This window comes from Streptomyces sp. VTCC 41912 (assembly GCF_045799175.1).
GTDB lineage: Bacteria > Actinomycetota > Actinomycetes > Streptomycetales > Streptomycetaceae > Streptomyces > Streptomyces albulus_C.
The window spans coordinates 126,049-150,974 of the sequence record NZ_JBJMAB010000005.1; the positions used below are offsets into that span (position 1 = coordinate 126,049).

35 protein-coding genes and 1 pseudogene are annotated in these 24,926 nt (G+C 67.4%); 25 read left to right on the top strand and 11 right to left on the bottom strand.

Annotated elements, in window-relative coordinates; translation table 11 throughout:
- Positions 1 to 22: 22 nt before the first annotated feature.
- The 12 genes from ACJ6WD_RS09935 (at position 23) to ACJ6WD_RS09990 (ending at position 11,048) form a co-directional block, all read left to right on the top strand.
- Entirely contained in the window at positions 23 to 685 is a 663-nt protein-coding gene (locus ACJ6WD_RS09935) for a hypothetical protein (protein WP_407615573.1), read from the top strand.
- Between the two features lie 221 nt (positions 686 to 906).
- Entirely contained in the window at positions 907 to 1,392 is a 486-nt protein-coding gene (locus ACJ6WD_RS09940; protein WP_407615574.1) for a hypothetical protein, read from the top strand.
- 58 nt (positions 1,393 to 1,450) lie between these two features.
- On the top strand, positions 1,451 to 1,669 hold the full coding sequence (locus tag ACJ6WD_RS09945; RefSeq protein WP_407615575.1) for a hypothetical protein: 219 nt from the start codon (positions 1,451 to 1,453) through the stop codon (positions 1,667 to 1,669).
- Entirely contained in the window at positions 1,666 to 2,811 is a 1,146-nt protein-coding gene (locus ACJ6WD_RS09950; protein ID WP_407615576.1) for a phage tail tube protein, read from the top strand. The genes ACJ6WD_RS09945 and ACJ6WD_RS09950 overlap by 4 nt, the downstream gene beginning before the upstream one ends.
- Positions 2,812 to 2,899: 88 nt before the next feature.
- Positions 2,900 to 3,307 (top strand): hypothetical protein, encoded by a 408-nt coding sequence (locus ACJ6WD_RS09955; protein WP_407615577.1) that lies wholly within the window; start codon positions 2,900 to 2,902, stop codon positions 3,305 to 3,307.
- 38 nt (positions 3,308 to 3,345) lie between these two features.
- On the top strand, positions 3,346 to 3,570 hold the full coding sequence (locus tag ACJ6WD_RS09960; RefSeq protein WP_407615578.1) for a hypothetical protein: 225 nt from the start codon (positions 3,346 to 3,348) through the stop codon (positions 3,568 to 3,570).
- 5 nt (positions 3,571 to 3,575) lie between these two features.
- On the top strand, positions 3,576 to 4,040 hold the full coding sequence (locus ACJ6WD_RS09965; RefSeq protein ID WP_407615579.1) for a hypothetical protein: 465 nt from the start codon (positions 3,576 to 3,578) through the stop codon (positions 4,038 to 4,040).
- 19 nt (positions 4,041 to 4,059) lie between these two features.
- Entirely contained in the window at positions 4,060 to 6,858 is a 2,799-nt protein-coding gene (locus ACJ6WD_RS09970) for a phage tail tape measure protein (RefSeq protein ID WP_407615580.1), read from the top strand.
- Positions 6,859 to 6,861: 3 nt separating this feature from the next.
- Positions 6,862 to 9,702 (top strand): hypothetical protein, encoded by a 2,841-nt coding sequence (locus ACJ6WD_RS09975; RefSeq protein WP_407615581.1) that lies wholly within the window; start codon positions 6,862 to 6,864, stop codon positions 9,700 to 9,702.
- Positions 9,703 to 9,713: 11 nt separating this feature from the next.
- Positions 9,714 to 10,250: a hypothetical protein gene (locus tag ACJ6WD_RS09980; RefSeq protein WP_407615582.1), complete on the top strand. Its 537-nt coding sequence runs from the start codon at positions 9,714 to 9,716 to the stop codon at positions 10,248 to 10,250.
- 18 nt (positions 10,251 to 10,268) lie between these two features.
- Entirely contained in the window at positions 10,269 to 10,523 is a 255-nt protein-coding gene (locus ACJ6WD_RS09985) for a hypothetical protein (protein ID WP_407615583.1), read from the top strand.
- 81 nt (positions 10,524 to 10,604) lie between these two features.
- A complete protein-coding gene (locus ACJ6WD_RS09990; RefSeq protein WP_407615584.1) occupies positions 10,605 to 11,048 on the top strand; it encodes a hypothetical protein in 444 nt (147 codons plus the stop codon).
- Between the two features lie 12 nt (positions 11,049 to 11,060).
- Here the strand turns inward: ACJ6WD_RS09990 and ACJ6WD_RS09995 are convergent, their stop codons facing one another.
- Positions 11,061 to 11,519, bottom strand: a complete 459-nt coding sequence (locus tag ACJ6WD_RS09995) for a hypothetical protein (protein WP_407615585.1) — start codon at positions 11,517 to 11,519, stop codon at positions 11,061 to 11,063.
- A gap of 43 nt (positions 11,520 to 11,562) precedes the next feature.
- Between ACJ6WD_RS09995 and ACJ6WD_RS10000 the strand changes: the two genes are divergently transcribed.
- Genes ACJ6WD_RS10000 through ACJ6WD_RS10010 form a run of 3 tightly spaced genes read left to right on the top strand, consistent with a single transcriptional unit; the run spans position 11,563 to position 13,082 of the window.
- Positions 11,563 to 12,468: a glycoside hydrolase family 25 protein gene (locus ACJ6WD_RS10000; RefSeq protein WP_407615586.1), complete on the top strand. Its 906-nt coding sequence runs from the start codon at positions 11,563 to 11,565 to the stop codon at positions 12,466 to 12,468.
- Entirely contained in the window at positions 12,465 to 12,704 is a 240-nt protein-coding gene (locus ACJ6WD_RS10005; protein ID WP_407615587.1) for a holin, read from the top strand. Before ACJ6WD_RS10000 ends, ACJ6WD_RS10005 begins: the two co-directional genes overlap by 4 nt.
- A gap of 27 nt (positions 12,705 to 12,731) precedes the next feature.
- A complete protein-coding gene (locus tag ACJ6WD_RS10010) occupies positions 12,732 to 13,082 on the top strand; it encodes a hypothetical protein (protein WP_331246560.1) in 351 nt (116 codons plus the stop codon).
- Positions 13,083 to 13,841: 759 nt separating this feature from the next.
- On the opposite strand, the gene cyaB is transcribed toward ACJ6WD_RS10010, so the two are convergent.
- Positions 13,842 to 14,399 (bottom strand): class IV adenylate cyclase, encoded by a 558-nt coding sequence (gene cyaB / locus ACJ6WD_RS10015; RefSeq protein ID WP_407615588.1) that lies wholly within the window; start codon positions 14,397 to 14,399, stop codon positions 13,842 to 13,844.
- A gap of 17 nt (positions 14,400 to 14,416) precedes the next feature.
- Positions 14,417 to 15,259, bottom strand: coding sequence for a helix-turn-helix domain-containing protein (locus ACJ6WD_RS10020; RefSeq protein WP_407615589.1), 843 nt, complete (start codon positions 15,257 to 15,259; stop codon positions 14,417 to 14,419).
- A gap of 90 nt (positions 15,260 to 15,349) precedes the next feature.
- Between ACJ6WD_RS10020 and ACJ6WD_RS10025 the strand changes: the two genes are divergently transcribed.
- From ACJ6WD_RS10025 to ACJ6WD_RS10040, 4 genes are all read left to right on the top strand, one after another.
- The gene (locus ACJ6WD_RS10025; RefSeq protein ID WP_407615590.1) at positions 15,350 to 15,703 is read left to right on the top strand and encodes a DUF6415 family natural product biosynthesis protein; all 354 of its coding nucleotides are present in this window, start codon (positions 15,350 to 15,352) and stop codon (positions 15,701 to 15,703) included.
- A 322-nt stretch (positions 15,704 to 16,025) separates the two neighbouring features.
- Positions 16,026 to 16,208 carry a hypothetical protein gene (locus ACJ6WD_RS10030; RefSeq protein WP_407615591.1) on the top strand — a complete coding sequence of 61 codons (183 nt, stop codon included), beginning with the start codon at positions 16,026 to 16,028 and terminating at the stop codon, positions 16,206 to 16,208.
- 60 nt (positions 16,209 to 16,268) lie between these two features.
- Positions 16,269 to 16,679, top strand: a complete 411-nt coding sequence (locus ACJ6WD_RS10035; RefSeq protein ID WP_407615592.1) for a helix-turn-helix domain-containing protein — start codon at positions 16,269 to 16,271, stop codon at positions 16,677 to 16,679.
- Positions 16,676 to 17,095: a hypothetical protein gene (locus ACJ6WD_RS10040; RefSeq protein ID WP_407615593.1), complete on the top strand. Its 420-nt coding sequence runs from the start codon at positions 16,676 to 16,678 to the stop codon at positions 17,093 to 17,095. The genes ACJ6WD_RS10035 and ACJ6WD_RS10040 overlap by 4 nt, the downstream gene beginning before the upstream one ends.
- Before the next feature lie 131 nt (positions 17,096 to 17,226).
- Here the strand turns inward: ACJ6WD_RS10040 and ACJ6WD_RS10045 are convergent, their stop codons facing one another.
- On the bottom strand, positions 17,227 to 17,571 hold the full coding sequence (locus ACJ6WD_RS10045; RefSeq protein WP_407615594.1) for a hypothetical protein: 345 nt from the start codon (positions 17,569 to 17,571) through the stop codon (positions 17,227 to 17,229).
- Positions 17,572 to 17,663: 92 nt separating this feature from the next.
- Between ACJ6WD_RS10045 and ACJ6WD_RS10050 the strand changes: the two genes are divergently transcribed.
- Positions 17,664 to 17,807 (top strand): DUF3761 domain-containing protein, encoded by a 144-nt coding sequence (locus ACJ6WD_RS10050; RefSeq protein ID WP_407615595.1) that lies wholly within the window; start codon positions 17,664 to 17,666, stop codon positions 17,805 to 17,807.
- Positions 17,808 to 17,892: 85 nt separating this feature from the next.
- Here the strand turns inward: ACJ6WD_RS10050 and ACJ6WD_RS10055 are convergent, their stop codons facing one another.
- From ACJ6WD_RS10055 to ACJ6WD_RS10070, 4 genes are read right to left on the bottom strand one after another with little or no spacing between them, the layout of a single operon-like run.
- Positions 17,893 to 18,021, bottom strand: a complete 129-nt coding sequence (locus ACJ6WD_RS10055) for a hypothetical protein (protein WP_407615596.1) — start codon at positions 18,019 to 18,021, stop codon at positions 17,893 to 17,895.
- Positions 18,018 to 18,311, bottom strand: a complete 294-nt coding sequence (locus tag ACJ6WD_RS10060; protein ID WP_376447777.1) for a hypothetical protein — start codon at positions 18,309 to 18,311, stop codon at positions 18,018 to 18,020. Before ACJ6WD_RS10060 ends, ACJ6WD_RS10055 begins: the two co-directional genes overlap by 4 nt.
- Positions 18,308 to 18,469 (bottom strand): hypothetical protein, encoded by a 162-nt coding sequence (locus ACJ6WD_RS10065; protein WP_376447779.1) that lies wholly within the window; start codon positions 18,467 to 18,469, stop codon positions 18,308 to 18,310. The genes ACJ6WD_RS10060 and ACJ6WD_RS10065 overlap by 4 nt, the downstream gene beginning before the upstream one ends.
- A 2-nt stretch (positions 18,470 to 18,471) precedes the next feature.
- On the bottom strand, positions 18,472 to 18,783 hold the full coding sequence (locus tag ACJ6WD_RS10070; protein WP_376447781.1) for a hypothetical protein: 312 nt from the start codon (positions 18,781 to 18,783) through the stop codon (positions 18,472 to 18,474).
- Between the two features lie 156 nt (positions 18,784 to 18,939).
- Between ACJ6WD_RS10070 and ACJ6WD_RS10075 the strand changes: the two genes are divergently transcribed.
- From ACJ6WD_RS10075 to ACJ6WD_RS10085, 3 genes are read left to right on the top strand one after another with little or no spacing between them, the layout of a single operon-like run.
- Complete coding sequence (locus ACJ6WD_RS10075) at positions 18,940 to 19,161, top strand: hypothetical protein (protein WP_407615597.1); 222 nt, start codon at positions 18,940 to 18,942, stop codon at positions 19,159 to 19,161.
- The gene (locus tag ACJ6WD_RS10080; protein WP_407615598.1) at positions 19,158 to 19,409 is read left to right on the top strand and encodes a hypothetical protein; all 252 of its coding nucleotides are present in this window, start codon (positions 19,158 to 19,160) and stop codon (positions 19,407 to 19,409) included. Before ACJ6WD_RS10075 ends, ACJ6WD_RS10080 begins: the two co-directional genes overlap by 4 nt.
- A complete protein-coding gene (locus tag ACJ6WD_RS10085) occupies positions 19,406 to 20,428 on the top strand; it encodes a tyrosine-type recombinase/integrase (protein WP_407615599.1) in 1,023 nt (340 codons plus the stop codon). Before ACJ6WD_RS10080 ends, ACJ6WD_RS10085 begins: the two co-directional genes overlap by 4 nt.
- A 25-nt stretch (positions 20,429 to 20,453) precedes the next feature.
- Here ACJ6WD_RS10085 and ACJ6WD_RS10090 read toward each other — a convergent pair whose 3' ends face one another.
- The 3 genes from ACJ6WD_RS10090 to ACJ6WD_RS10100 form a co-directional block, all read right to left on the bottom strand.
- On the bottom strand, positions 20,454 to 21,260 hold the full coding sequence (locus ACJ6WD_RS10090; RefSeq protein WP_407615600.1) for a Ku protein: 807 nt from the start codon (positions 21,258 to 21,260) through the stop codon (positions 20,454 to 20,456).
- Between the two features lie 132 nt (positions 21,261 to 21,392).
- A complete protein-coding gene (locus tag ACJ6WD_RS10095) occupies positions 21,393 to 21,614 on the bottom strand; it encodes a hypothetical protein (RefSeq protein ID WP_407615601.1) in 222 nt (73 codons plus the stop codon).
- Between the two features lie 36 nt (positions 21,615 to 21,650).
- On the bottom strand, positions 21,651 to 21,980 hold the full coding sequence (locus tag ACJ6WD_RS10100) for a DUF6233 domain-containing protein (RefSeq protein ID WP_407615602.1): 330 nt from the start codon (positions 21,978 to 21,980) through the stop codon (positions 21,651 to 21,653).
- 815 nt (positions 21,981 to 22,795) lie between these two features.
- Between ACJ6WD_RS10100 and ACJ6WD_RS10105 the strand changes: the two are divergent.
- Together ACJ6WD_RS10105 and ACJ6WD_RS10110 are read left to right on the top strand one after the other, a co-directional pair.
- Positions 22,796 to 23,710: pseudogene (locus ACJ6WD_RS10105) on the top strand (GTP-binding protein); the annotation flags it as partial.
- 288 nt (positions 23,711 to 23,998) lie between these two features.
- A complete protein-coding gene (locus ACJ6WD_RS10110; protein WP_407615603.1) occupies positions 23,999 to 24,850 on the top strand; it encodes a patatin-like phospholipase family protein in 852 nt (283 codons plus the stop codon).
- Positions 24,851 to 24,926: the final 76 nt, after the last annotated feature.

A 24,926-nucleotide genomic window follows, 5' to 3' on the forward strand; every position in this document is an offset into this window, starting at 1 on the left:
GTGTGAGAAGGGGTGAGCGGTGATGCCTTCCGATTCCCCAACCCCGTTGGCGTCGGTCTCGAATTTCGTTGAGGGGCCGTTCGCGAACCTCACCTCGGGCTACTCGGCGCAGGCGCAGACCAACTTGATGCTGCAGGCAACGCGGGCGTGCGAGTCGGCGTGTGACCGGCGGCTGGCCCCGTTCGCCGCTGTTGTGGAGACGCAGCGTGCCGACGCGATGGACATCGAGGACGCCATGGACGCCTACGTGCCTCTCGACCCCACCAGCCAGCTGGGGTTCTCCCGGGCGCAGTCCCTCGGCTCGACACTGCTCACCCGGCATTTCTGGGTGCGGGAGCATCCGCCTCGCTACCCAGAGCTCTGGACTGGAAGCATCGCCTCGATCAGCCTCTACCGGTCGTACTCCGGTCAGCAGGCGGTCGCGGTGAACACGCTCCAGTACGAGACCGACACCGGGCATGTCAGGTTCCAGCTGGGGACTTTCGTGCCGCCGGGGACGACGATCCAGGTGACGTACTCGGGCGGCTACGCGACGGTGCCGGCGGATCTGGTGCAGGCGTGCCAGTACATGGCCGCGAGCATGGCGGTGAAGCAGCTGGACCCGGTCGACGGGCGTAGCGGCCACGATCCGGACGCGCTCAGGGCGGATGCGCTGGAGATGCTGGCGCCGTACACGAGGCGGTGACCGGTGGCCCGGATTGTGGCAAGCAAGGCTCGGCTCCGTCATCCCCGGCACGGCGCCAAGGCTCGTGGGCACACAGGTACCCGCATCGGACTGCGCCACCATAAGCGCCGGCTGCGAACCGTGCACTACGTGCGGCACCGTCCTAGGACCGGCCGGGTCCGGCATTCCCGCATGCGCCACCCGCGAGCGCGCTGGAACCCGGGGAGCAGGAGGAGGCGACGGTGAGCACCGCTGATGCAGTCGACCGTGAGGTCGCCTGGCTCACGACGTCCGGCGACGGACTTCCGGCACTGCTGACCAGTGCCGGCGGCCCGTGGGGCAGCATCCAGGCGTACCAGCCGCGTACCCCGGGGCGCCGCAACACCTACGTGATCGTGCTGCGCCGCGCGATCCACGACAAAAGGTTCGCGAACGTCCGCCGTATGGCCAGCTATGAATTCGTCCTCAAACTGATCTGGCCCTTGACCTCAGGGCAGGGGCGAGCGGAGGACGACCAGAGGGCGTTCGACGCCGCCGTGGACAAGCTCTTGACCCGGATCGATGGGTTGCCGGGCGACAAGAGCCATGGCGGTCGGTTCCGCAGCGTGGCAGAGAACCCGGAGTACGTGACCGTGCGGTTTGTTGACCCGGAGCAGACGATGCCGCCGGAGGCTGAGTTCCGTGCCGAGGTCACGTACTTCGCCGACGACATCGAGATCAACGGCTGACCCACCGCACTTCCAGGCTCCGCCGACCGCGGGGCCTGCCGTATGCCCGGAGGCCCCTGTGCGCCAACGCAGCACCCACGAAGCGCCGGTGGACGTGCCGGCGATCCCCGCGACTGTCGAGCCCGGCGAGGTCGTTGATTGGCCGGACCTGATCGCCGGCTTCGAGCCCGTCACCGAAGAGCCCTCGACCGACAAGGCCGAAGGCCCGGCGAAGACCGCCCGCAGCAAGAAGTCCGCGCCCGCGTCGGCGCCCACCGGTGAGGAGCCGACAAAGTGACTGCAATTTCTCGGCTGGCGACGCTCGGTCTCGCCAAGGAAGCCGTTGCTGGCACCTGGCTTGCCCCGACGGTCGGTATCCCCTTCACCAAGGGCGACTATGAGGACATGTTCACCGAGCTCAAGGACGAGTCCGTCCGGGGTAACGACACCGTGCTGCAGGGCATGTACCAGGGCGCGGCTCATGCCGAGTGGTCGATCGACGTGATGGCGTACCCGGACCTCGTGGGGCACTTCCTGGTGGGAGTGATCGGCCCCGACACTGTGTCGGCCGGCGTCTCGACGACGCTGTCGTCGTCGACCACTGCGGGCGCCACCAGTATCTCGACCGCAGCGACCATCCCGGCCGGGTCAATCATCGCGATCGACTCCGGCACGAAGCTGGAGTACGCGACAACTGGCACGCCGACCGGCTCGGGCCCCTACACGATCCCGATCACGGTCCCGGCGACCGGCCTGACGCAAGCGCACAGCTCGGCAGTGACCGTCGTCAGCCAGACGACGCACACGTTCAAGCAGTCCACCACCCCGCTGCCGACGTACAGCCTCACTCTGTACGACACAACGCAGACGGTGTCGTGCTCGTACTGCCGCCTTTCGGACCTTCAGATGAAGATCGACCCGAAGGGCACTGTTACTGCGAGCATCAAGTACGTCAGCTTCCCCAGTGTCGTACAGAGCCCTCAGACGGAGTCGTTCAGCACGTATGACCCGCTGCTGGGCTGGTCGTGGACGATGAACAACGCTGGTGCGGCTTCGACCCGCGGATTGACCTACGACCTGACGGTGAAGCGCGCCACCGAAGCGATCGGGAGCAGCGACGGGACGCAAGCCCCGCGCGAGATCTTCGCTGGGCCGATAGAGGCGGACGGCACCTACAAGGCGATCTTCGAGAACCAGACCGACATGAACCTGTACCTGAACTACACGCAGACCGCCACGACGGCGACGCTCGCGCAGCCGGTTCCCCGCGGCGGCCAGTCCCTCGCCCTGACCATGTCCAAGAGCGGCTACTACAAGGGCAAGCGCGACCTCGGATCGGCCTACGTACAGGCCGACTTCTCTCTCAGCGGCATCTACAACACCACCGACGGCGGCGCCGTCCAGGCGGTGCTGAAGAACTTCACTTCGGCCGCGTACTGACAAACTCCCCGGTCGTGTCCGTCTTGGAGGGCGTGCGGCACGACCGGGGTCCACACCCTCCAACGCCCTCAATGCAAGGAGATCCACCGTGTCGGGTTACACCAACCGCGTCATCTTGCTCCAGTTCCCCGAACTTGGCGACAAGGTCAGTGTCCTGTTGCGCAATCCCCGGCTGCTTCCCCCGTCCGAGCTCACGCCGGAGGACGTCCCGGTCGACGCCAACGGTCAGCCGCTCGATCCGCACGCTGCCAACGTCGCCATGTACAAGGTGATGGCGAACCTCATCGCGGCATGGCACGTGTACGACGCCACCGCGACCGCAGGCGCCGTAGACGTCGACCTCGACGCCGACGACCTCGACGCGCAGCTCCAGGCCCTGGAAGGGGCCGACCAGGTCCGGTTGATCGACATCACCACAGAGAACGTCGCTCGGCTGCCCATGGCGATCATCAACCGAATCGGCGAGGAGATCGGCCGCGTCGCGGACCCTTCCTAGGCCCCGGCAGCGAGTACTACGAGGACGTCCTGCTGCCAGTGGAGAGCATCCTCGACGGCACATGGGGGAGCGGGAACCCGCCCGCCGAGTGGGCCGACTTCATCCTGATGCACCGCATGCGCTGGACCTGGGACGAACTCCAGACGACCCCCGTCTACGTGCGCCGGTACACGCTGGACTTCCTCGGGCTGATCGCCGAGCAGGAGCAGGAGCAGAACGACCGGGCCCAGCGTGAGGCCAACCGCGCCCAGCGGACGGGGTGATGCGGGTGTCGGAACTGCGGCCGGGCATGTTCGCCCGTCTCTTCGCGGAGATCGACCGCGACGCACAGGTGAAAGCGCGGACCGTGGTGTCCAGGCTCGCTGACGCGGTGGAGCGACAGGCAAAGATCAATGCCAGCAACGGGGCTCACGCCTACGGCACGCGAACCCCGGCACGCCCTGGCACGGGGCCGGCCGTCATCTCCGGGACGCTACGCCGAGCGCTCACGCATACCGCCGTGGCGTACACCGACGGTGGCTGGGAGTCCAAGGTCGGCACCGCGCCGGGCCTCGCCCCGCCTTACGGCAAGTCGCGCACGCCGGCCAACAAGTACGGCATGTACCTGGAGCGCGGGATGCTCCGCAACGGAGCGGCCTACCCGTTCCTGCTGCCAGCGTTTCGATTCGGGGTCACTGTGGTGGCTCCGCAGCTGTACCAGGCCGTGTTTCGCCCCGGCTGGCCCCGCATCTGACCCGGAAGGGCGGTGACCCGTGGCGGACGTCGCTGACCTCTTCGTGGTGCTGCGGGCTGAGACAGCCCCGTTCACCGCCGGCATGCGCACCGCCGCCGCGGAGGGGGAGTCGTTCACTGCCAAGATGGGTGGCGTCGGCGGGGTAATGACGAAGCTGGGGGCCGCGACGACCGTCGCCGGCATCGGCATCGCCACCGTCAGCGTCAAGATGGCTGGCGACTTCCAAGCGAGCATGCAGAAGCTCGTCACCACTGCCGGTGAGTCGCAGGCCAACTTGAAGCGAGTGTCCAGCGGGATCCTCGACATCGCTGTCCAGACGGGTACGTCGACGAAGGCACTGGCCGACGGCATGTACATGGTCGAGTCCGCTGGCTTCCATGGCGCCCAGGGCCTGACGGTCCTCAAGGCCGCGGCGGAGGGTGCTCGTGCTGAGCAGGCGCCGCTGCCGGAGGTCACCAACGCTGTCACGAGCGCGCTGAACTCGTACCACTTGCCGGCGTCGGCGGCAGTGCAGATCACAAACCAGATGGTTGCCGCTGTCGGCCACGGCAAGATGACCTTCGGTGAGTTCGCCGGCAGCCTCTCAACGGTGCTGCCGATCGCCTCCTCCGCGCACCTGTCTTTCGCCCAGGTCGGCGGTGCCATCGCGACCCTCACGAACCACGGGACCTCGGCGCGGGAAGCCACCCAAGAACTGGCCTTCTCCATCCGCGCGTTGCAGGCCCCGAACAACGTGGCTGTCCAGGAGATGCAGCGCCTTGGCCTGTCCTCCGTCGACGTGTCAACGCACCTGGGGCAGCGCGGCCTCACCGGCACGATCAGCATGCTGCAGCAGGCCGTACTGCAGCACATGGGATCGGCCGGAACCGTCCTGCTCAACGCGTTCAACACGTCGAAGCAGGCCGCGGAAGACGCCAACGTGATGATCTCGAAGATGCCGGCGTCCCTGCAGAAGCTCGCCCAGTCCTATGCTCAGGGCGGCATCAGCGTCGCCGACTGGAAGAAGCAGATCAAGGCCCTGCCGGTCGACCAGGCGAATCTTCTGACCCAGTTCGCGACGCTCACCAACAAGTCCAAGGGATTCAACTCGCAGCTGAAGGCTGGCGGGCCGGCAGCTCAGACGTACAACGACGCCATGAAGAAGATGATGGGTGGCGCCACCGGCCTGAACACCGCCCTCATGCTCGGCGGTGAAAGTATGTCGCAGTTCCGGAGCAACGTCGCCGCGGTCGGTGCGGCCGGCCAGCATGCTGGAAAAGACATCCACGGCTGGGCCGCGACGCAGCAGACCTTCAACTTCCAAATTTCGCAGCTCAAAGAGCGCGTGCAGGTCGCGGCCATCACGATCGGCACGAAGCTCATCCCGGTTGTGAGCGCGGTGATCGGCTTCTTCACCAAATACCAGGGCGTCACCATTGCCCTGGCTGCTGTGATCGGTGGGGTCCTGACCGCAGCCGTCATCCGGTTCGCGACGGGCGCCGTGTCCGGTGCGATCAAGGGCGTCAGCGAGATCGGAAGCGGGCTGCGGACGGCGGGCACGGCGATCCGGGCCTTCGCCACGTCAGAGAAGGTGGCTGCCGCAGCTTCCAAGATCATGGCTGCTGCCCAGTGGCTACTGAATGCCGCAATGGACGCCAACCCGATTGGGCTGATCGTCATCGCGATAGCGGCGTTGGTCGCCGGGCTCATCTACGCCTACAACCATTCCGCGCGGTTCCGCGCGATCGTGCAGGCCGCCTTCGAGGGCGTCAAGGTCGCCGCGGTCGCCGTGTGGCACGCACTGCAGGCCGCGTGGAACGGCCTGGTGGCCGGGGTGAAGTGGTTGTGGAATGCGATCAAGGGAGCGTGGGACGGCATCTCGTCCGTCACGTCGACAGTGTGGAATGCCATCGTCGGCTTCTTCAAGAAGTGGTGGCCGCTGCTGCTGGCGATCTTCGCGCCGCCGATCGCCCTGGTCATCTCCATATGGAACCACTGCCACAACACCATCATCAACGTCGCCAAGACCGTCTGGAACGCCATCACCTCGTTCCTCTCCTCGATATGGAACGGCATCAAGGACGCTGCGGCCACTCTCTGGCTCGGCATTCAAATCACGATCATCAATCCGATCAAGCGGGTTTGGAGCACCCTCGTAAGCATCTGGAACTTCGTGATGGACTGGCTTGAAAGCCAATGGCTCTCGATCAAGCGCACCGCAGCGCTCATCTGGCTCGGCATCCAGATGTCCATCATCAACCCGATCCGGTCGGCATGGCACACGCTGACCAGCATCATCTCAAGCATCGGCAGCTCGATCTGGAACGGCCTCGTCTCGGCCTGGAACTCCGTCAAAAGCGTCGGTTCGTGGTTCCTCAGCATCGGCACCAACATCGTCAACGGAATCATCAACGGCGTCGAGAACGCGGCCGGGTACCTCTACAACTCGCTCAAGAACCTTGCCAGCAACGCCCTGAACGCCGCGAAGAACTTCCTCGGGATCTCCAGCCCTTCAAGGGAATTCGCCGACCAGATAGGCCAGTGGATCCCACACGGCATCGCGGTCGGCATCACCCAGCACGCCCAGGTGGCGACCGACGCCGCCGACGCACTGGCTCAGCGCACCCTCGGCACCGCGAAGACGGCCCTGGTTACACCGACAGCCGGCGGCGCACTGGTTGCTGGCGGCGGCGCAGTGCCCGGCGGACAGACGGTCACCGTCAACATCACCGTCCAGGGCAGCGTGCTCAGCGAGCGAGACCTCCGGGACGTCGTCCAAACCCAGATGCTGCGCCTCGGCATGCGCTCCTCCACCAGCTACACCCCGTACAAGAGGTAGGTGATGACGGTGGCGATCAACCCCAACTGGCCCGTCATCGCCGAGGACTGGGGGCCCTACTGGAACTGCGCCGGTGGCAACACGCCTCTGGACCGATACGTCGAGGTCACCCCGCGCACCCGGGGACGTAGCTCGATTCAGCGGGGCCGGCAGTACGAGCTAGACCAGGTCCGGGCCGGCGAGTATCAGACGACGCTCGCCAACACGGACGGCGGCCTCGACCCGCTCAACACCTCCGGGCCCTGGTACGGGCACATCATGGCCTACCAGCCGTATCGCAAGCGGGCCCAGTGGCCGCCCACGCAGAATCTGCTGACCCAGGTGCAGGCGACCGTGGGAGACCTCGGCGGCTACGGCACTGGCACGCTGGACCAATCCGGCCTCGGCCCTGACGTTTTCTCCCTCACCGACTCCAGTGGCGGCCAGATCGTCACTGACGCCACCGCGTGGCAGGGTGCCCGAGTCATGCAGTTCGCCGTCCCCTCCGGATCCACTGCGCCCACCCGCATCTGCCACACGCCGCAGTACGGGGCGCTGCCGGGCCAGACGTACACGATGCAGATCCGCGTCCGCAACGTCACATCGTCCACCTCGCTGCAAGTGAAGCCTCACATCGGCTGGTACTCGGCATCCGGCGGCAGCCCGACCTCCTTCGCCTACGGCACTACCGTCACCCTGACCGGTTCGCCGACCGCGGCGTGGACGCAGCTCACCGTCACCGCTACCGCCCCCTCGACCGCGGCCGGCATGAACGTCGGCGTGTCCGTCGCCGCCACCGCAGCCTCCACCTGCAGCATGCAGGCGGACGGGTGGCAGCTGGAGAAGGGTTCTACCGCCACTGCATGGACGGCTCCCGGAGTCTGGTACCCGCTGTACGCCGGCTTCGTGGAGCGCTGGCCATCCCGCTGGAACTTCAACGGCTCCTACGGCACGGTCGAGCCGGTTGCCGTCGACGCCATATCCCTGCTGTCGCAGATCCAGCTATCCGACCCGCTGACCCAGGAGATCAACTCCCACAACCCGCGGTTCCTGTACAAGCTCGACGACCCGCAGGGCAGCAACTCGTTCGCGGACGCTTCCGGGAACTTCCCGGCCGCGTTCATCGGCGTCTCCAAGGCGGGAGCCGGCTCCCTGACGTCCGGCAACCAGATCACATCCGCAACCAGCGGCGGCACCTATACGGGAAGCACCGGCACGGTCGTTACCGTCAACAACCCGGATCCGGGAACGCTTCTCATCGACCCAGCTTCATTCATCAGCCTTACAGGAGCGGGCATCAAAGGCCCCGCGAATCCCTCGGGCGAGTGGACGCGCATGTTGGCCTTCAGGTACACGGGACCCACCCCCGCATCGAAGACCGTCTTCTGGAGCTCATTCGACAAGGTCGCGGGCTCCGGGTCGTCCATCTACTGGCAGATCAACTCAAGCGGGTACTTTCAGGTCCTAATGAGCGGTCCCACCGCAGGATCTCTCACGAATTTCCAGCCGACGAACAACAACTACGTCGACGGGAACTGGCATCTCGCGATCCTCAGCTACAGCCACAGCACAGCCCGCCTGACCCTGTCTGTGGACGGCGTGAACGTCACGTACACGTCGGTAAATCCGGCGATTGAAGCGTCGGGCCTGGTCAGCGATAGCGTGGGCGGCTGGATCGATCCCACCACGGGCAACGGCAGCGCGTTCCAGTACAAGGGCGACCTATCGTTCGTCGCCGAGTTCCCCTCCGCGCTGTCGACGACCGACTGCACCAACCTGTACAACGCCTGGCGGTCCGCCTGCGCGGGCGAATCGAGCGACGCTCGATACAGCCGCATCCTCCGCTACGCCGGATACCTCGGCGTCTACTCCATACAGGCCGGGCTCACCACGAGCATGGGGCCGATGGCTACCGGGGGACAGGATGCTCTGAGCGCGTTGCAGGCGGTCGTGGACACCGAGAACGGCGAGCACTTCATCGACCGCACGGGAGCGGTGATATTCCGTTCTCGCTCGGCCCGATACAACGCGCTGACACCGACCTACGTCTTCGGGGAGCGGGCAGACCTGGGCGAGTGGCCTTACGAGGACTGCCAGCTGGACTACGACTCCACGCACCTGTCCAACCAGGTGACGGTGACGCAGGCTGGCACATCGCAGGTCTTCTATGACCAAGACCCCACGTCGATCACCAACTACTTTCCCCGCACCCTGTCCCGCACCATCAACGCCTCCTCCGCCCTCGAATGCCAGGATGCTGCCGGATACCTGCTGAGCCGGTACAAGAATCCCGCAGTGCGCGTCTCCGCCATCAGACTCCATCCCAGCGCGAACCCTGCTCTGTGGCCCGTCTGTCTATCTCTGGAACTCGGCATGCGGGTGCGGGTGATGCGCCGCCCGCCCGCCGCCCCGACGATCCAGCTCGACTGCATCGTTGAGCAGATCCAGGTAGGGATGGACGACCACGGAGACGCTACGTGGACCTTGCAGTGCAGCCCTGTCGACCTGACGCCCTACGCCGGCTTCGCGGCGTGGCACACCACCCTCGCGTCCACGGTCGCATCCGGCGTCACCGCGATCACCGTCAACGCATCTGCGGACACCACCAACCCGCTCGCCGCACAGGTAGCGGCCGGTCAGCAACTCGTCCTCGGCCAGAACACCGCCAACCAGGAAACGGTCACCGTCTCCTCCGTCGGCGCTACATCCCCAGGCTGGACCAGCGCCACGATCACCCTCACCGCGGCAACCACCAAATCCCACACCGCCGGCGACCTCGTAAACGAGCCGCTGCCGGCCGGGATCACCGACCCGACCACCTGGGACGCGGTCACCAGATTCGACAGCTGCGCATTCGCCTACTGAGGAGGTGAGCAGTGGCACGTACCATCCCGACCTCGGCAACCGTCTCCCCGGGGCAATTCATCACCGGCGCCCTGTGGAACGCTCAAGTGAAAGGGACCACCGACTACCTGACCGGCGTTCCCGTATGCAGCGTCTATGCCTCGTCCGTCCAGTCGATGCCCGGATCCAATGCCATGACGGCGTTGAACTTTGACACCACGGTTCTCGACAGCGACGGCGGTCACTCCAACGTCACCAACCCATCGAGGTACACAGCATCCGTCGCCGGTACGTACCTCGTCATCGGCTCCGTGGCCTGGGTGAGCACCACCGCCGGCGACCGCCGAATCCAGATCGCCCTCAACGGGAGCGGCGTAATCGGCTCTGCCGCGTCATTCGACCCGGTCAACGCGGTGATCTACGCTCACCAAGCGACGGCGCTGGTCAGCATGAACGGCACCACCGACTACGTCGAGGTCATGGTCGCGCAGGCCAGCGGCACCTCGCTCTCCACCAACGCGGGCGGCGCTTTCTCCCCGTCCATGCGCGTCATCTGGATCAGCCGCTAATCATCATCGGAGACACCCGTGACCTTTATCGACACGTACACCGAGTACCAGTTCAACTTCGCCATCAACAGCAATACCGGTGAGAACGACGGTGGCTTCATCCTCACCTCATTGGCTGGCGTAACCGACGCCATCGCCCTGGACATTGCGAAGGCGTTCAACTCGCAGCCCTGGCCGACAGGCGTCACGAACCCAATGACAGTGACCAGGCAGGACAAGGCGTTCACGGTGTACACCACCAACCTCAATGCGACACCGCCCAGCTTCACCTGACACCGTCCCGCCTCCCATGGCGCGAGCTCTAGCCCCGGCGCTCGTCCGGGGCTTCTTCATGACCCGAACGGAGCCCAGACGATGGCGGACCCCGAGTCGCCGGTCGTTGCTGCCCACGCACAGACCGAATCGCACCGATACACGATGCATTTCCCCGACCACTCCCCACGTGCCCACGATCCGCACTACGCGGCGTTCGAGGCGTACCGGCGGCATCACCGTCAAGGCGCTGTCTGCTTCGTGGGCGAGCGTGTCGGGACCGAGCGCTGCGCCGGAACTCTGGAACTGCATCACGCAGTGCTGGAGTTCGCCACGGCCAACGCGGCGGATCCCCGGGCACTCCATCGCGACTTCCCGGAGATCTCCGAGACGGCGACGGTCGAGGAGGTAGCCACCTGGCTGGAGTCCAGCCCCGGGGAGTTCCGGTGGCTGTGCTCCTTCCACCATCGAGGTCACGGCGGAGCCCATACAGCATCGCATGCGGATTGGACGGCGCAGCTGTATGTCCCGGGCCTGATTTCCTAAGGAGGTCTGCGATTAGGCGCAGTGCCGCCAAGTTCGGTATTTCAAGATGTCGTAAATAGTTTCAGGGGAGACGCCGTATCGGAGACCGATCTCTCGGTATGACCCGGGGATGCCGTAGGCAAGTTGACGTATCTCGCGGACCTGCGTCTCCGTCAGCTTGGCGCTGCCCACTGCCTCACCCCGGGACTGACGTCCCTTGGCCACCTTGTCCACCATGTTGAGGGTTCGTGTCCCGGGGATGAGGCAGCCTTCCCAGTTCACGCAGAGCCGGTTGTCGCACTTGTGCATGACGACCTCAGGCTCAAAATCGAACATCTGGATGAAGATCCATCGGTGGGCTTTGAATGCATATCCCTGGCGACCGCCGACCCGGAATTGACCGTAGCCATCGGGGTGCGGCTTTCCCTGCCAGATCTTGCAGCCGTTCTTAGCTTGTATCCACTTCGAGTGGAATCGAGCAAGGTCGTCCATGCGTAAATTCTACCAAGCTTTCGCCGTCTCTAAGGGGGATGCAATGGGTATTTGGGGCCAAGACTGGGCCTCCTACCAGAGTGCTACGCCCGATACTTCGGGCCTCTCGTTCGCCCTCGTGAAGGTCACTGAGGGGCTGAGCTACGTCAATCCGCTGTGGGTGCAGCAACGTAACCACGCGAAGGCCAACGGTCTAGTCTGGGGTGGGTACGCATATCCCCATATGGCGAACTCGGTCACCGCTGAGGCTGACTTTTTCCTCTCTCAGGTCAACTGGAAGCCGGGCGATTTGGTGGTCCTTGACTGGGAGGGCTACGACGCGGCGAACACCGGCGTGTCCCGTGGCACGCAGGCCGCCTACAAGGACGCATGGCTGAAGTACGTCAAGAGCAAGCTGCCGAACAACAGAGTCGGCATGTACTGCAACACCGACTACTGGCGAACCGTCGACACGACTTCGTACTACGGCGACTTCCTGTGGATCGCCACCGCCGGACGCGCCGCGGGCGACCCCGGCATCCAGGCGCCTTGGCTCTTCCACCAGTACTCGGACAGCCCGGTCGACAAGGACTACTGCCATCTCTCGACGCTCGCGGACCTCAGGGCGTGGGCGCTACACCAGGAGACCGACATGCCCCTCACCCAAGCCGACATCGCCGCCGTCGCGAGCGCGGTATGGAACTACAACGAGCCGGGCCCGGACCCGAAGAAGCCGGTCAGGGTCGGTGCCGTCATGGGCTGGATGGACACGGTCCACGGCAATCAGAACGCGGCGCTCAAGCAGGCTGTGGCGGAGGGTGCTGCGGCGCAGGCGGCTCTGGCCGCGCTCTCGGCCGCGGTCGGCAAGGCCGGAGGGCTTACCGCCGACCAGGTCACTGCTGCCGCCCAGGCCGGCGCTGCCGCGGCGCTGAAGGAGCTCGGGCACGCCCTCGATGGGACGAAGCCGTGAGCGCGTCGATCGAGGCGAAGGTGCGGTCAGCGACAGCCGCCTCGTTCGTTGCCTCCTTGCTGATAGCCGTCCTCAATGCGGTGGCCGCTGACGACCGGCTGCTGGCTCCGCTGCCGTCCTGGTTCCAGGGCATCGTCATCGCCCTCGCTCCGGCGGCTGTGACGTTCGCGGCGGGCTGGCAGGCCCCGCACACCGCTCGGGCCGACGAGCCCCCGGCAGCACCGCCCGCCGGCTGATAGCGCCCTGCACGACAGGAGGTCCTCGTGCCCGACGAGCTGACCCCGGGCGAACTCGGGCGCGCGGTCGCTGCGCTGCGGCAGGAAATCCAGGCGATGGCGCAGGGCATCAACACCCGGCTGGACAAGGTCGTTTCGACCGAGGTGTACACCCTCCAGCAGGCGTACACGGACCAGCGGCTGACGGCACTCAGCCAGGACCTCCAGAAAGCGATTGATGCCCGCGAGGCGCTGGAGAGGCAGTTTGAGCAGTACCAGCTGGACGAGCGGGACCGGCGCGAGCGGGAGCGACAGCACCGTCTCTACCAAATGATCATCCCGGTCCTCATGGGTCTCCTGGCAGCAGCGATTGCGATCTGGGCGGTGGTGGCGAAATGAGCACGCTGCGCATGCGTCGTCGGATCCCGCGGGCCGAGGGGCTGGCCGCCGTGACGGTCCTCCTCACGGTGACGTTTCTCGCATGGCTCGCCGTCCAGGTCGTTACCCTGACGCGTGACCTGACCACCGCTAACCAGGCGCGTGACGCTCTCGCACGTCAAGTGCAGGGGCTCGGGCATAAGCCTGTGGCGGGCCCACCGGGGAGCCGCGGCCAGCCAGGGCAGAGCGTCGTCGGACCCCAGGGTCCACCAGGGCCGGCGGGTGGTCCGGGGCCGTCCGGACCCCCCGGCAGGGACGGTAAGGATGGCCAGCCCGGCTCCACCGGTTCGCTCGGTCCCATTGGCCCGTCGGGAGCCGCGGGAGCGAAGGGAGCCGACGGCACGGCAGGTTCCCCGGGCTCGGTCGGGCCCTCGGGTCCGGCTGGACCCCCCGGTCCGCAGGGCAGTAAGGGCGACACAGGCCCGCAGGGACCTGCGCCGTCGGGCTGGACCTTCACGGACAGCAGCGGGGCGACGTACACGTGCACACCGGATAGTGCTGGGTCCACGCGCTACACGTGCGTCCCCAGCAGTAAGCCGGCCCCGTGGCCCACGCCCTCGGCGTCGCCGAGCATCCCTCTCCTCGGCGCGCGGCGCGCCCGCTGAACACGCCCCTGACTCTGCCCCCAATCAAGCGCCCCACCTCTCCGGAGGTGGGGCGCTCTTCGCTGTTCGTGTGGGGCTGCTGGCACTACCTGATCGGTGAGGCGGTCAGCCGCGACTACGCTCGGCGGCCGGCGCGAACTGCATCGGTGTACTGCTCAGTGGTCAACTCGCCCTCGGCGATGCCCAGCTCGGACAGGACCGCCCTGACGTCGTCCAGGGCGGCCCGCAGGTCGTCATCCTTCGCGAGGGTCTCGACTTCGAGGAACGTGCCGTCCAGCTCTGGCACGCGCACCAGCGTGGCGAGCATGCGCCGACCCCGCGCCTCGAAGGCGTAGTTCCGGCACCGCTTCTCGAACGCGATGGCCGCCACGTAGCCCAGGCCGCGCAGCGTGGCATGGACAGCGTCCGGGTCGTCGATGCGGGTCTCGTACTCAGGCTTCGAGCCGGAAACCTCATCGACCCGCGCCTCCTTGTACGTGAGGACCGTGCGGGTCTCCTCAGGCCCGTGGACAGTGCGGACACGCAGCTCCCGATCGCTCCGGTCCAGGTCGCCGGCATCGGTGTCGTAGTAGGTGTCCTGGTACACCTCGGCCACACCGGCAACGAGTGCTTCCAGGCGCTGCATGACGCCCTCGGGATCCAGCACCCGGGCCTTCAACTCTGCCTCGATCACCAGCTCTACCCCCTCGCTCAGACGGTGCGAACGCCGTCGTCAACGATCGCTTCGAACATGCGCCGGAAGCCCCGGTACAGGGGGCCGTGCGGCGTCTCCATCACCTTGTACGTTGCCGACTCGTGCCCTTCCCAGCCGGCGTCGAAGGCCGACACGAACAGGGTCGAGTCCAGCCGGATGATGCGCCACGTCGGCAGCATCCTGTACCGGTACACCCGAACGTCGCCACTGCTCGACAGCTCCCGCAGGCGAGCCTCGGACAGCCGCACGCCGCTCGCGAGCGATTCCGCAGATTCCCCGATCTCAGCGGCGCGCACCGCCAGGGAGGGAGCCTCGGGATGGAGGAGCAGAACCCGGACTCGCGGAGGGCTGGGACGGAGCACTGAGCCCCTCAGCAGGGAGTCGTTGAGCCCGATCAGGCCGAGCCCCCTCACGGCCAGCACATCGAGCTCCGCCGCGGTGCGCGCTTGCCGTCGGATCTCTTCGGCGGCCGATGCCTGATCGGCGTAGACGCGCACCACCTCAGGGAATGCCGCGAGGTCGAAGGCCCGCCCACCACTCCGCTTCTCTCGCTGTGAGGCCAGGCCGAGCAAGTGCCGTGCGTCATCGGGCATATTGAGGCCCTCCGCGATGCGCTCGTACACGTCCAGGCGGGACACCTCGCGGCGGCCGTTGATGATCTCGTTGACGCGGGCCTGCGTCATGCCGGTCGCGGTGGCGATCCTGGCCTGGCTGGCACCGGCGTACTGCTGTACGTGCCGGAAGACTGCGCCCACGTCCCGCGCCCGCAGAGCCTGCCGGACCTCGGCCCGCTGCCACGCCCACTCCGGCAACTCGATTGGGACCAGGGCAGCTCTCACGTGCTCCTCCGCAGCCGGCACGAGGCCATCTCACCGTGAGATTACCGGTCGGGTATCGAGCGGAGCCGCAAAAGTGACGACCCTGGGCGGGTGAACTCCCGAGCCGCAGACGGCATCCCCGTTGACGTCGAGACGATGCGCCGCACCATCGACCGTGCCCTCGTCCTCCGCTCCAAGCCGCTTGAGGTTGAGGAACTTGAGCACTTGGAGGCGCTGCTGCGCGGCCACATCGAGGTGATACTGCCCGACGCCCTCGAACGAACAGACCGGCTGTGGCACGGCAGTCGCGAGTGGTACCTCAATGCGACCACGCTGAGCCGCATCGCCAACAACGCCCGGACCGGCCTCGGGATGCAGCCGATGAGGAACTGGGTCCACGTCGCGAGGCTCGCCCGCGACTGCGACTGGCTCCTCCGCGGCTACACAAACCGCGAGGAACCCTGAGCCACAGAGGTCCGTGTTCACACGTCGGTTCCCTGCACGCCTTCCTTCAGCAGAGCGCCGACGTGGTGCACCGCGGCGGCTGGTGGGATCGGTTCAGGGGGTGGCTTTGTTCACCGAGTTGTGGCAGCGATTGTTCGCGAGTCGGGGAGGCGACATGCCCGAGGAGGAATCGTTGTTCGCGAGAAGTGAGGGCACGCCGAGAGGATTTAGGTCGAGTAGGGCTGCGAAGCCTCGAACCCCTTGTGCTTCCTAAAACAGGAAGCTACTGTTGTCGTCGTGAGGTCAGGGGAACAGCCCCAGACCCCGCCGGAAGGACCCGGACATGAACCGTCAGGACATTGCCCACAAGGTCTCCACCACCCTTGGTGACCACGCCGACGACTACGACATTGACGGCATCGTCGACGACCTGGTTGCCGCACACGACGGACAGATCAACAGCATCGATGACTTCGACAGCGAGTCCTACTGGGCCATCGTTGAGACCCGCGACCTCACCGCCTGACCGAGCCGCCCGCCAGCCCCGCCCTACAGGGCGGGGCTGCACTCGTATTTGGAGCACAGCATGACCGAGTACACCGACCCGCCCGGCATGCCCGACGACGAGCGGATGACCGACGCCGAGTTCAAAGTGGTCCGCGAATATCTGGGCCTCACCGGCGACTGGCTGGCTGAGCACCTTGAGGTATCGCCACGCACCGTGCGGCACTGGGAAGCAGGGAAGTACGCCATCCCTGACGGTGTCCGCCTCGCGTTGGAGGACTTGGAGGCGCGAACGGCTGCCTTCATCGAGGGCGTCGTCAAGCAGCTCATGGACATGCCCGACCCGAAGATGATCACGTACCGCAGCGATGCCGAGTACCGCGCCGCGCACCCCGAGGTGCCGTTCCCTGCCAGTTGGCACCGCGCGGTCGTCGCCCGTGTCGCCCAGGAAGTTCCGGGCCTGGCCATTGCCTATGCAGGAGAGGGCGCATGAGCGATCAGATCGGCCACGACAGAACCTGGTACGTGTACCGCATGTACGACGTTGGTGGCTGTCTGCTCTACGCCGGGTCCACGACGAGCGTTCCCCGGAGGACGGCGGAACACCGGCCAAGCGCTTGGTTCCGGCACGTCAGCCGCGTGGAAGTCGACGAGTATCAAGGTCGCTGGCGAGCAGCTCTAGCGGAACGCGCTGCTGGACCTGGACGGCATGGCGGGTTGCGTGGCGGCATCGGGAAGTCGCTGGCTGCCTCCATGTGCGACGAAGAGCTGACGGAAGCGATGAGTCACGCCGCCTACGCAAAAGAGACCAACGAAGCGCTGTCCCGGGCCTGGGGTGTCTCTATCCACAAAGTTCGTCAACTACGACCGCCGGAGTCGGATCCTCTTGCGAGGCCACGGCGAGCCTGAAGAACGCCTCACCCAGCGCGACCTCGGCAGCACTCGGCACCCACCGGCGCAGGGCCAGTGACCGCTCGATGTCACGGAGACCCCCGACCGTCATGCCGCACACCCTACGTCCGCGAAGTAGGAACGCCGCCTCAGCCCCGGGATTCCTCAATGCCGCTCGCCAGGATGAGCTCCTGCATCAAGGACCGCCCCCTTGCCGGGTCGTCCTCCCAGGGCGTCCAGCTGTGCCCCGCAGGGCAGACCAGCCGCACCGGGTCCATCCACGCGCCGAATGCCATCCAGTCCCGGTCCGCGCCGCACTGTGGGCATCGCAGCGGCTCGGCCCGCCGCACGGGGGCATAGGAGCTGACGGGGATGGTCGAGTCCTCCATCACGGCATCGTTGACCGCTGCGGCCGTCGGATCGGGTTCGTGAACCAGGATCGGCTTGACGACCGTGATCGTCCAGAAGGTGCCCTCGGGCACACTGTCGTTCATCTTGCCCTCCGGGCCATTCGTGCGTTGTCAGTCACGCTAGCCCAGGGGACTGACACACGGAGAGGCAGCAGCTGGGGTGCGGTTCCAGGACGTTGCCCGCCACCGGCGTCTGCGGCATCTGCATAAAGCACCCCGCCGGCGTCATGGCCAAGTGCAAGGACGGCACCTGGTCCTACAGCCGCCACTTCCCCGGCACCTGTAGCCACCACAGGGGCGTCCGGTACTGGTTCAAGTAGGCCACCCCGAGGCGTGTAGCCTCACATGCCGATGCCCCGCCTGCTTTCCTCAGGCGGGGCATCGGCATGTGCTGCCTCGGGTCCTTCAGTCCTTGTCGTTGGGCGGTGTCCAGGGGATGCGGGTGGTGCCGACCCACACCGCGAGCGCTCCGATAATGATCGGCACGAGGATGCGGAGCACGATCTCCAGCATGGCTATGATCGTGCTCCTCATTTCTCGGCGAGTTCGGCGCAGTAGAACGCGAACTTGCGGCTGTAGTCGGAGTGCCCGACCGTCAGCCGCTCGGCGCGGACAATGTCCTCGACCTGGACGGCCGGCAGGCCGCGGTCGGCCCGGATCGTATTGACGGCCTCGTGCATGCGGTCCCGCTCGTAGGCGGCCCACTCGCACTCGGGGCCGTCCGGGCCCTCGACCAAACCGGGTCGCTGGCCCCGTTCATCCTGGGCGCGGGCGCGGGCGAGGGTGGTGCGCAAGACGTCGGTGGCCGCTTTGAGGCTGCTCACGACCTGCTCCTCTCCTGCTCACGCCACTCGACGCGCAGGTCCCGCAGTGCGTCAGTGACCCGGTCGTACCGGGCTTTCGCCTCGACGTACTCCTTGCGCAGTTCCTCTGCCTGTGCAGTCAGTGCCGCGCGCCGCTCTTCGTACTCGGCTTCGTTCACGGTCAGTTCTCCTTCGGTGCGGTGCACTTCTTCTCATGGTTGCGGACGCTGGTCGGGGCGCCGACATAGTTGCAGCGGGAGCACTTCGTCCAGCCGTACTCCCCTACGGCCTTGGCCGTGACGGAGTGGCTGGGCCCGAATCCGTTGGCGTGGAGCATCTGTGGGATGGATCCGCCGTACTTGACGGCGACGAGGGCGGCTTCGGCGACCTTGTCGTGGCCGCGGGCGAAGAACGAGCCGAGGCCGATCTCTGCGCCGCAGCCGCACCAGCAGTTGCCGGTCGGGATGAGGCGGGGGAGTGGTTCCTTCGTCATGACACCAAGGTAGAGCTTCTTGGTTGCCCAGCAAGGAGTTTGACTAAGAATCATGAACTAGGTGGAGCGCGCCCCGATCGCGTGCGCCCCACCTCGTCCCTGAATCGCGCCCCCGATAACATGCCATATCGCGGGCGAAAAACGGTACAATTGGCTATGGCCTCAGACTCTCGAGCGCGCCTCATCGCCTACCTCTGCCAAGCCGGGCTGAGCACCGCCCGCGCCAACGCCGTCCTCGACGACTACGCCCACGGACTAGCCGAACAGATCCGCGCGGCATGGACCAACCACGACCCCGGAAAGCCCGGCAACGTCACCATGCTGTCGCCGTTGAACGCGGCCGATCTCATCGACCCGAAGGCGGGAGCAGAGGCGTGAAGGTGAAGCGGATCGACCTCGACGATGAAGAGATGCCGGAAACCGTTCTGGTGGAGCTGTCCCATGACGAGGCGGCCTACTTGGCGCTCCTGCTGGGGCAGCAGAACGGCGCGTCCGCCGAGCAGGTTGCACCCGGTGGCAGCCGACTGGGTAGCGCCGTCTATGAAGGGCTGACGGGCGGGCTGTTCAACCGCTTCTACGAGGACGGCGCTGACGGAGCGCTGGCGGCACTGAGGGGCGAGCAGTGACCGACGCCCTCGCTCCGCGCCAGCCGGAAGCCGCGCCCGCTGCCTACGACGCTGCGACGCTCGCCGTCCTGCACGCCATGGAAGAAGCAGCCGAGAAGCACCTCGACAACATCCGCCCCCACAACACGAAGCGCGGCTACGCCAACGACTGGGCCCTGTGGGAGGAGTTTCACGACTGGCTCGGCGAACGCACCGGCCACCGGATCGCATCCACCAACGTCACCAAGGGCACGCTCGTCGGCTTCGTCGTCTGGCTCGACACCATCAAGCTCGCCGCCCCCAACAGTATCGACCGCAGGATCACCGGCGTCACCGTCACCGCCAGAAACGAGCATGGTGTCGAGGTGCCGAAGGCCGCGACCGTCGCCGCCCGGCAGGCCCTCAAGCCGCTGAAGAATGACCCCGAACGGCAGGCGCGCGGCCGGGGCAAGGCCGCCGCCGTCACCCCCGAGCAGCTCCGCCAGATGAACGCCGCCGTCGCCGACGGACTCACCGGCCTCCGCGACCGCGCCCTCTGGCTCATGGCCTTCGGCATCGCCGGACGATCCGCCGAGGTCGCAGCCCTCCGAGCCGACGGCATCGTCCACGTCAGCCAGGGCCTCGAAGTCCACGTCCCCGCCGTCAAAGGCCGCCCACCCCGAGACGTCGTCGTCGGCTACGGCCGCAACCCTGACACCTGCCCTGTCCGCGCCTGGCTCACCTGGCGCGCCGCCGCAGGCATCACCAGCGGGCCCGCCTTCCTACCCATCACCGTCTGGGGCCAGCTCGGCGACCACGCACTCTCCCCGGAAGCCGTCCGCGAGATCATCGCCCGCAACGCCGAACGGGCCGGACTCTCCGTCCGCCTCACCGGACACAGCATGCGAGCCGGGTTCATCACGACCAGCCGCAAGGCCGGCAAACGAGAAGAGAAGATCCGCGCCCAGTCCGGGCACGCCGAGAACAGCCCCGCCTTCTGGGGCTACATCCGCGAAGCCGACAAGTGGACCGACGCCGCATCGGAGGACATCGGGCTGTGACCAGCACATAAGGGAACGTTATGCGCTACTCGCCATCTCGGTGCGGCCGGTCGCCGTCCTGCTCATCGTCACCACGGGCATGCCGTGCTGCGCGCACCGACTCCTCCAGTGCCGCCATGAGGTCCACGACCGGCCCCGGCTCAAGTGCTGGTGCCAGCTCCTCGCCGATGGCCTTGGCGTCGACCAACTGATGCAGCGCCGCGGCGTATTCGTCGTGCAGCTGGTCGATGTCGACGCCCGCGAGCTCATCCATCAGCATCTCGGCGAGCCTCAGCTCCCGATCCGTTACCGGGGCCGGACTGGACAGGTCTCCGGGATCCCGGATTTCCTCCGGCCACAGGAGAGTTTGGAGCACGAGCATCCCGTGCTTCGGCCTGAGGACGGCAAGCCGCTCCCTCGACCTGATCGCGACCTTGCAAACGGCCAGCCGGCCGGAGCGCGCAAGCGCCTCGGTCATCAGCGCGTAGGGCCGCTGCGACGCAGGCCCCTCGGCGGCGACCCAGTAAGGCCGGGAGTACATCAGCGGGTCCACCTGGTCGACGTCGAGGAAGCCGACAACGTCGATGACGCGCTTGGTGGGCAGCGGCAGCGCAGCGATGTCGGCCTCGTCGAGAAAAACGGTCCGGCCGTCGGGGGTCTCCCAGCCGCGTGCGATCTCGCCCGCGGCGAGCTGCTGGCCGTCCAATTCGCAGACCCGCTTGTTCCTCACTCTGCCGCCGTCAGCCGCATGTACAAGGTGCAGGCCGGGACCATGCTCCTCCGTGGCGGCCAGGAGCTGGACGGGTACGCTGACCAGCGAAAACGAGATAGTGCCCTTCCAGATCGGCCGCATGCTCCGACGGTAGGTCGACGGGTGCGGGCGTGCTCCCGCTCCGCGCCCATCCGGGGGCAGGCGCTGCGGAGGTGAGCCCTCTGCCACACTGGGCCCAGGCCCCGCCACGCTCCCCCGTCGTGGTGGGGCCTTTTACTGTGCGCCGGCACCCCAGTCGTGTGGCTGCCCGCCGCGCCATTCGACCCACCGCGGGTCATCGAGGATCGAGGTCGGGTCGTCGATCCCGGCCCGCCGTAGAAACTCGATGGCGTCCGCGTCGCTGTACGCGAGCCCGAGGATCTCCCCTCGCGCCGTGACGCGCCGGCCGCCGGTGGCGGACAGTCGGTGCACGACGATCGGGGCGTCCCCTCGCATCCCTCCAGCCTGCGACGGCATCCAGAGGTCCGCTCGTCAGCCGAGGATGCCGAGCTCGGTGTCCGGCCGGCACAGGGCGCAGGGGTCCACGCCCTCGGCCAGGGCGCGCATCGCTTCCTCGCGGCTGATGGGGCGGGCGCGCCGGCCGGCGGTTCGACAACCCCCGACGTGCACGGCGATCGGCTGTCCCTCTCCGCCGATACTGAGCTGCAGCACCCACTCCGGTGGTGGGGGAGGGGCAGCCCGCTGTTGCTGGGCTTCGAGCTGCTCGGCGATGACGATGGCCTTCCGGACCCGGGCCAGGGTCATGGCTAGCCAGGTCTCCAGGGTGCGGAGGCGTGGCAGGTCCGGCGGAAAGTCGTTCACGTGTTCGATTCTAGTGCCCCGGGATTGTCAGTGGCCGCCCGTACCGTAGAACCATCACATCCGCGTTGCTGTTGGCTGCGGCGACGCTGCTACCCCGCCCCGCCCCAGAACAGTGCCTGGGGCGGGGCGCCGGCGTTCTGCACGGCTTCTGCGATCTCGCCCCGGTTCAGGCCACGTCCTGTGCGCGGTCGAACACGGGGTGATGCGGCTGCCCCCATTCAGGGATGGTGGTGTGAAGGTTCGAGCTGGCAACTTGATGCCGTGGCCAGGTATCCCCAGGGTAAAAGTGCCGGTCAGCGGCCATCTTGGCATAGGCCAATGTCAAGGGCGCTGTGCGCCGAGTCTGATGACCCACCGATCCATCGGGAGGATCAGATCCAGACGCATGCGGGGTCCGGCGATTGTCAGTGGCACATGCAAGAGTTGACCGTTCGCCTGCCGCCCCGGGCGTCGATGCGAACGGCTGCTCTCCTGCAAGGGCGGGAGGATGGCCGAAGGTTCCGCCTCGGTAGGCGCCAGTCGTCCGGCTGACGGCCCACGCCATGGTCCCCGCCGGACAAAGGGGTCGGCCCCGGGTGTGCAGTCCACCCCCCAGGTGGCAGCCCGGGGTCGGCCTTCTCTTATGTCTTGGGAGACGCTGGGAGACAAGTGGGAGATGATCAAGGTGTGCAGGTTAGAAGGTTCTCTAGAAAACTCTAATTCCCCCCAAGGGGGAGTGATGGTGTGATTGCCTGCCCCATTGAGATATGGCAGGTCAGCAGCCTGACCTGCTCAATCGTGGCGGACTCACTACTCGCTGATTCGCTGCCCTGGTGTTCATCAAGAACATGGTCACCGGCGCGACCCAACTGGACGGTGCGATCCTCGTGGTCTCCGCGCTCGACGGGATCATGCCGCAGACCGCCGAACACGTCCTGCTCGCCAAGCAAGTGGGCGTGCGGCACGTCGTCGTCGCGCTCAACAAGGCCGACGCGGGCGACCCGGACCTCACCGACCTGGTGGAACTGGAAGTCCGCGAACTGCTCACCGCCCACGGCTACGACGGCGAGCACCTCCCCGTCGTCCGGGTCTCCGGACTCCGTGCCCTGGAGGGCGACCCGCGCTGGACGGACGCGATCGACGCCCTGCTGGACGCCGTGGACACCTACGTCCCGGTGCCCGAACGGTACGTGGACGCGCCGTTCCTGCTCTCCGTGGAGAACGTGCTGACCATCACCGGACGCGGCACCGTCGTCACCGGGGCCGTCGAACGCGGCACCGTGCGCTGCGGCGACCACGTGGCCGTACTGGGCGCGGACGCGCTGCAGACCGTCGTCACCGGCGTGGAGACCTTCGGCAAGCCCATGGAATCCGCCGAGGCCGGCGACAACGTCGCGCTGCTCCTGCGCGGCCTGCACCGCGAGCACGTCCGCCGCGGCGACGTGGTCGCCGCTCCGGGCAGCATCACCCTGCGGCGTCGCTTCACCGCCGAGGCGTACCTCCTCTCCACCGAGGAGGGCGGCCGCCGCACGCCGTTGTCCACCGGGTACCGCCCGCAGTTCTACCTCCGCACCGCGGACGTGGTCGGCGCCCTCGACCTCGGCGAGCGCGCCGTCGCCCGCCCCGGCGAGACGATCACCGCGACCGTCGAACTGGGCCGTGCGCTACCGCTGGAGCCGGGCCTCGGCTTCGCCATCCGCGAAGGCGGCCGGACGGTCGGCGCGGGCACCGTCCGCACCGTACTGGAGTGAGCGGGCGTCGACGGGGGCGCGGTCCCTGCTGACCGTGGGGCCGCTGCCGGCGAGCGGCCCCACCGCACCGGGGCCTGCCCGGACGATCCCGTCCGAGCGGGCCCCGACCGCGCGCGCCCCCGCCTTCGTTCCTCCGCGCTCCCGTTCAGGTCGCCGCCCGTGCCCCTGTTCTCCTTCGTCGCGCGCGCCTACGATCCGGCGGACGGCACCGGTGGCCGGGGTGAGGCCCGATGGCGGCGTCCCGCCGGATCGTAGGCGCGGCCGGCTCCAACCTGGAAGGGATCACGCATGCCCGAGTCGAGAACGGCGCTCGTCCTCGGCGGTGGGGGACTCACCGGCATCGGCTGGGAGGTCGGCATGCTCGCCGGCCTCGCGGAAGCCGGCGCCGACCTCACCGACGCCGACGTCGTCATCGGCACCTCCGCCGGATCGATCGTCGGCGCGCAGCTGACCTCCCGTCCGCACCCGCTGGACGAGCTCTACGCACGCCAACTCGCCGCGCCGGCCGGCAGACCGACCGGCGCTCGCATCGGACCGGCGGTGCTCGCGCGCTTCGCGGCCGCCGCGCTGCGTTCCCGGGACGCGGCGGCGTTCGGGGCGCGGATGGGCCGGTTCGCGCTGGCGGCGCGCACCGCACCGGAAGCCGAACACCGGGCGGCCATCGCCCGGACCCTGGTCGTGGACACCTGGCCCGCACGGCACCTCCTGGTCACCGCGGTGGACGCGGCGACCGGGAACCGCGCGGCCTTCGACAGCGCCAGCGGCGTCCCGCTCCTCGACGCGGTGAGCGCCAGTTGCGCGGTGCCGGCCGTCTACCCGCCCGTCACCGTCGACGGGAGGCGGTGGGTGGACGGCGGAGTGCACTCCAGCGCCAACGCGGACCTGGCCGCGGGGTACGACCGGGTGGTCGTGATCGCCCCCATCACGACCGGCGGCGGACCGATCGCCGCGCCGCGCACCCAGGCCGCGCGGCTGGCCGGAAAGGGCGCCCGGGTGTACGTGATCACCCCCGACCGTGCCGCCCGGGCGGCCTTCGGCCGCAACATCCTGGACCCCGCCAAACGGGCCGACGCCGCCCGCGCCGGCCGCCGCCAGTCCGCCACCCACGCCCCACAGGTCCGCGCCCTCTGGACCGACTGAGCCACTGGCCCCCCGGGAACCACTGGTCCCCCCCGGGCCCCCGGGACCCGTCACGTCCCGCCCTGCCCTGCCCGCA

Excerpts from the sequence above, each read along its gene's own strand:
- ACJ6WD_RS09935 (WP_407615573.1), top strand. The coding sequence starts at position 23 with ATGCCTTCCGATTCCCCAACCCCGTTGGCGTCGGTCTCGAATTTCGTT.
- ACJ6WD_RS09975 (WP_407615581.1), top strand. The coding sequence starts at position 6,862 with ATGACGGTGGCGATCAACCCCAACTGGCCCGTCATCGCCGAGGACTGG.
- ACJ6WD_RS09990 (WP_407615584.1), top strand. The coding sequence starts at position 10,605 with ATGGCGGACCCCGAGTCGCCGGTCGTTGCTGCCCACGCACAGACCGAA.
- ACJ6WD_RS09995 (WP_407615585.1), bottom strand. The coding sequence starts at position 11,519 with ATGGACGACCTTGCTCGATTCCACTCGAAGTGGATACAAGCTAAGAAC.
- ACJ6WD_RS10000 (WP_407615586.1), top strand. The coding sequence starts at position 11,563 with ATGGGTATTTGGGGCCAAGACTGGGCCTCCTACCAGAGTGCTACGCCC.
- ACJ6WD_RS10030 (WP_407615591.1), top strand. The coding sequence starts at position 16,026 with ATGAACCGTCAGGACATTGCCCACAAGGTCTCCACCACCCTTGGTGAC.
- ACJ6WD_RS10035 (WP_407615592.1), top strand. The coding sequence starts at position 16,269 with ATGACCGAGTACACCGACCCGCCCGGCATGCCCGACGACGAGCGGATG.
- ACJ6WD_RS10040 (WP_407615593.1), top strand. The coding sequence starts at position 16,676 with ATGAGCGATCAGATCGGCCACGACAGAACCTGGTACGTGTACCGCATG.
- ACJ6WD_RS10045 (WP_407615594.1), bottom strand. The coding sequence starts at position 17,571 with ATGAACGACAGTGTGCCCGAGGGCACCTTCTGGACGATCACGGTCGTC.
- ACJ6WD_RS10055 (WP_407615596.1), bottom strand. The coding sequence starts at position 18,021 with ATGAGGAGCACGATCATAGCCATGCTGGAGATCGTGCTCCGCATCCTC.
- ACJ6WD_RS10070 (WP_376447781.1), bottom strand. The coding sequence starts at position 18,783 with ATGACGAAGGAACCACTCCCCCGCCTCATCCCGACCGGCAACTGCTGG.
- ACJ6WD_RS10075 (WP_407615597.1), top strand. The coding sequence starts at position 18,940 with ATGGCCTCAGACTCTCGAGCGCGCCTCATCGCCTACCTCTGCCAAGCC.
- ACJ6WD_RS10090 (WP_407615600.1), bottom strand. The coding sequence starts at position 21,260 with ATGCGGCCGATCTGGAAGGGCACTATCTCGTTTTCGCTGGTCAGCGTA.
- ACJ6WD_RS10095 (WP_407615601.1), bottom strand. The coding sequence starts at position 21,614 with ATGCGAGGGGACGCCCCGATCGTCGTGCACCGACTGTCCGCCACCGGC.
- ACJ6WD_RS10110 (WP_407615603.1), top strand. The coding sequence starts at position 23,999 with ATGCCCGAGTCGAGAACGGCGCTCGTCCTCGGCGGTGGGGGACTCACC.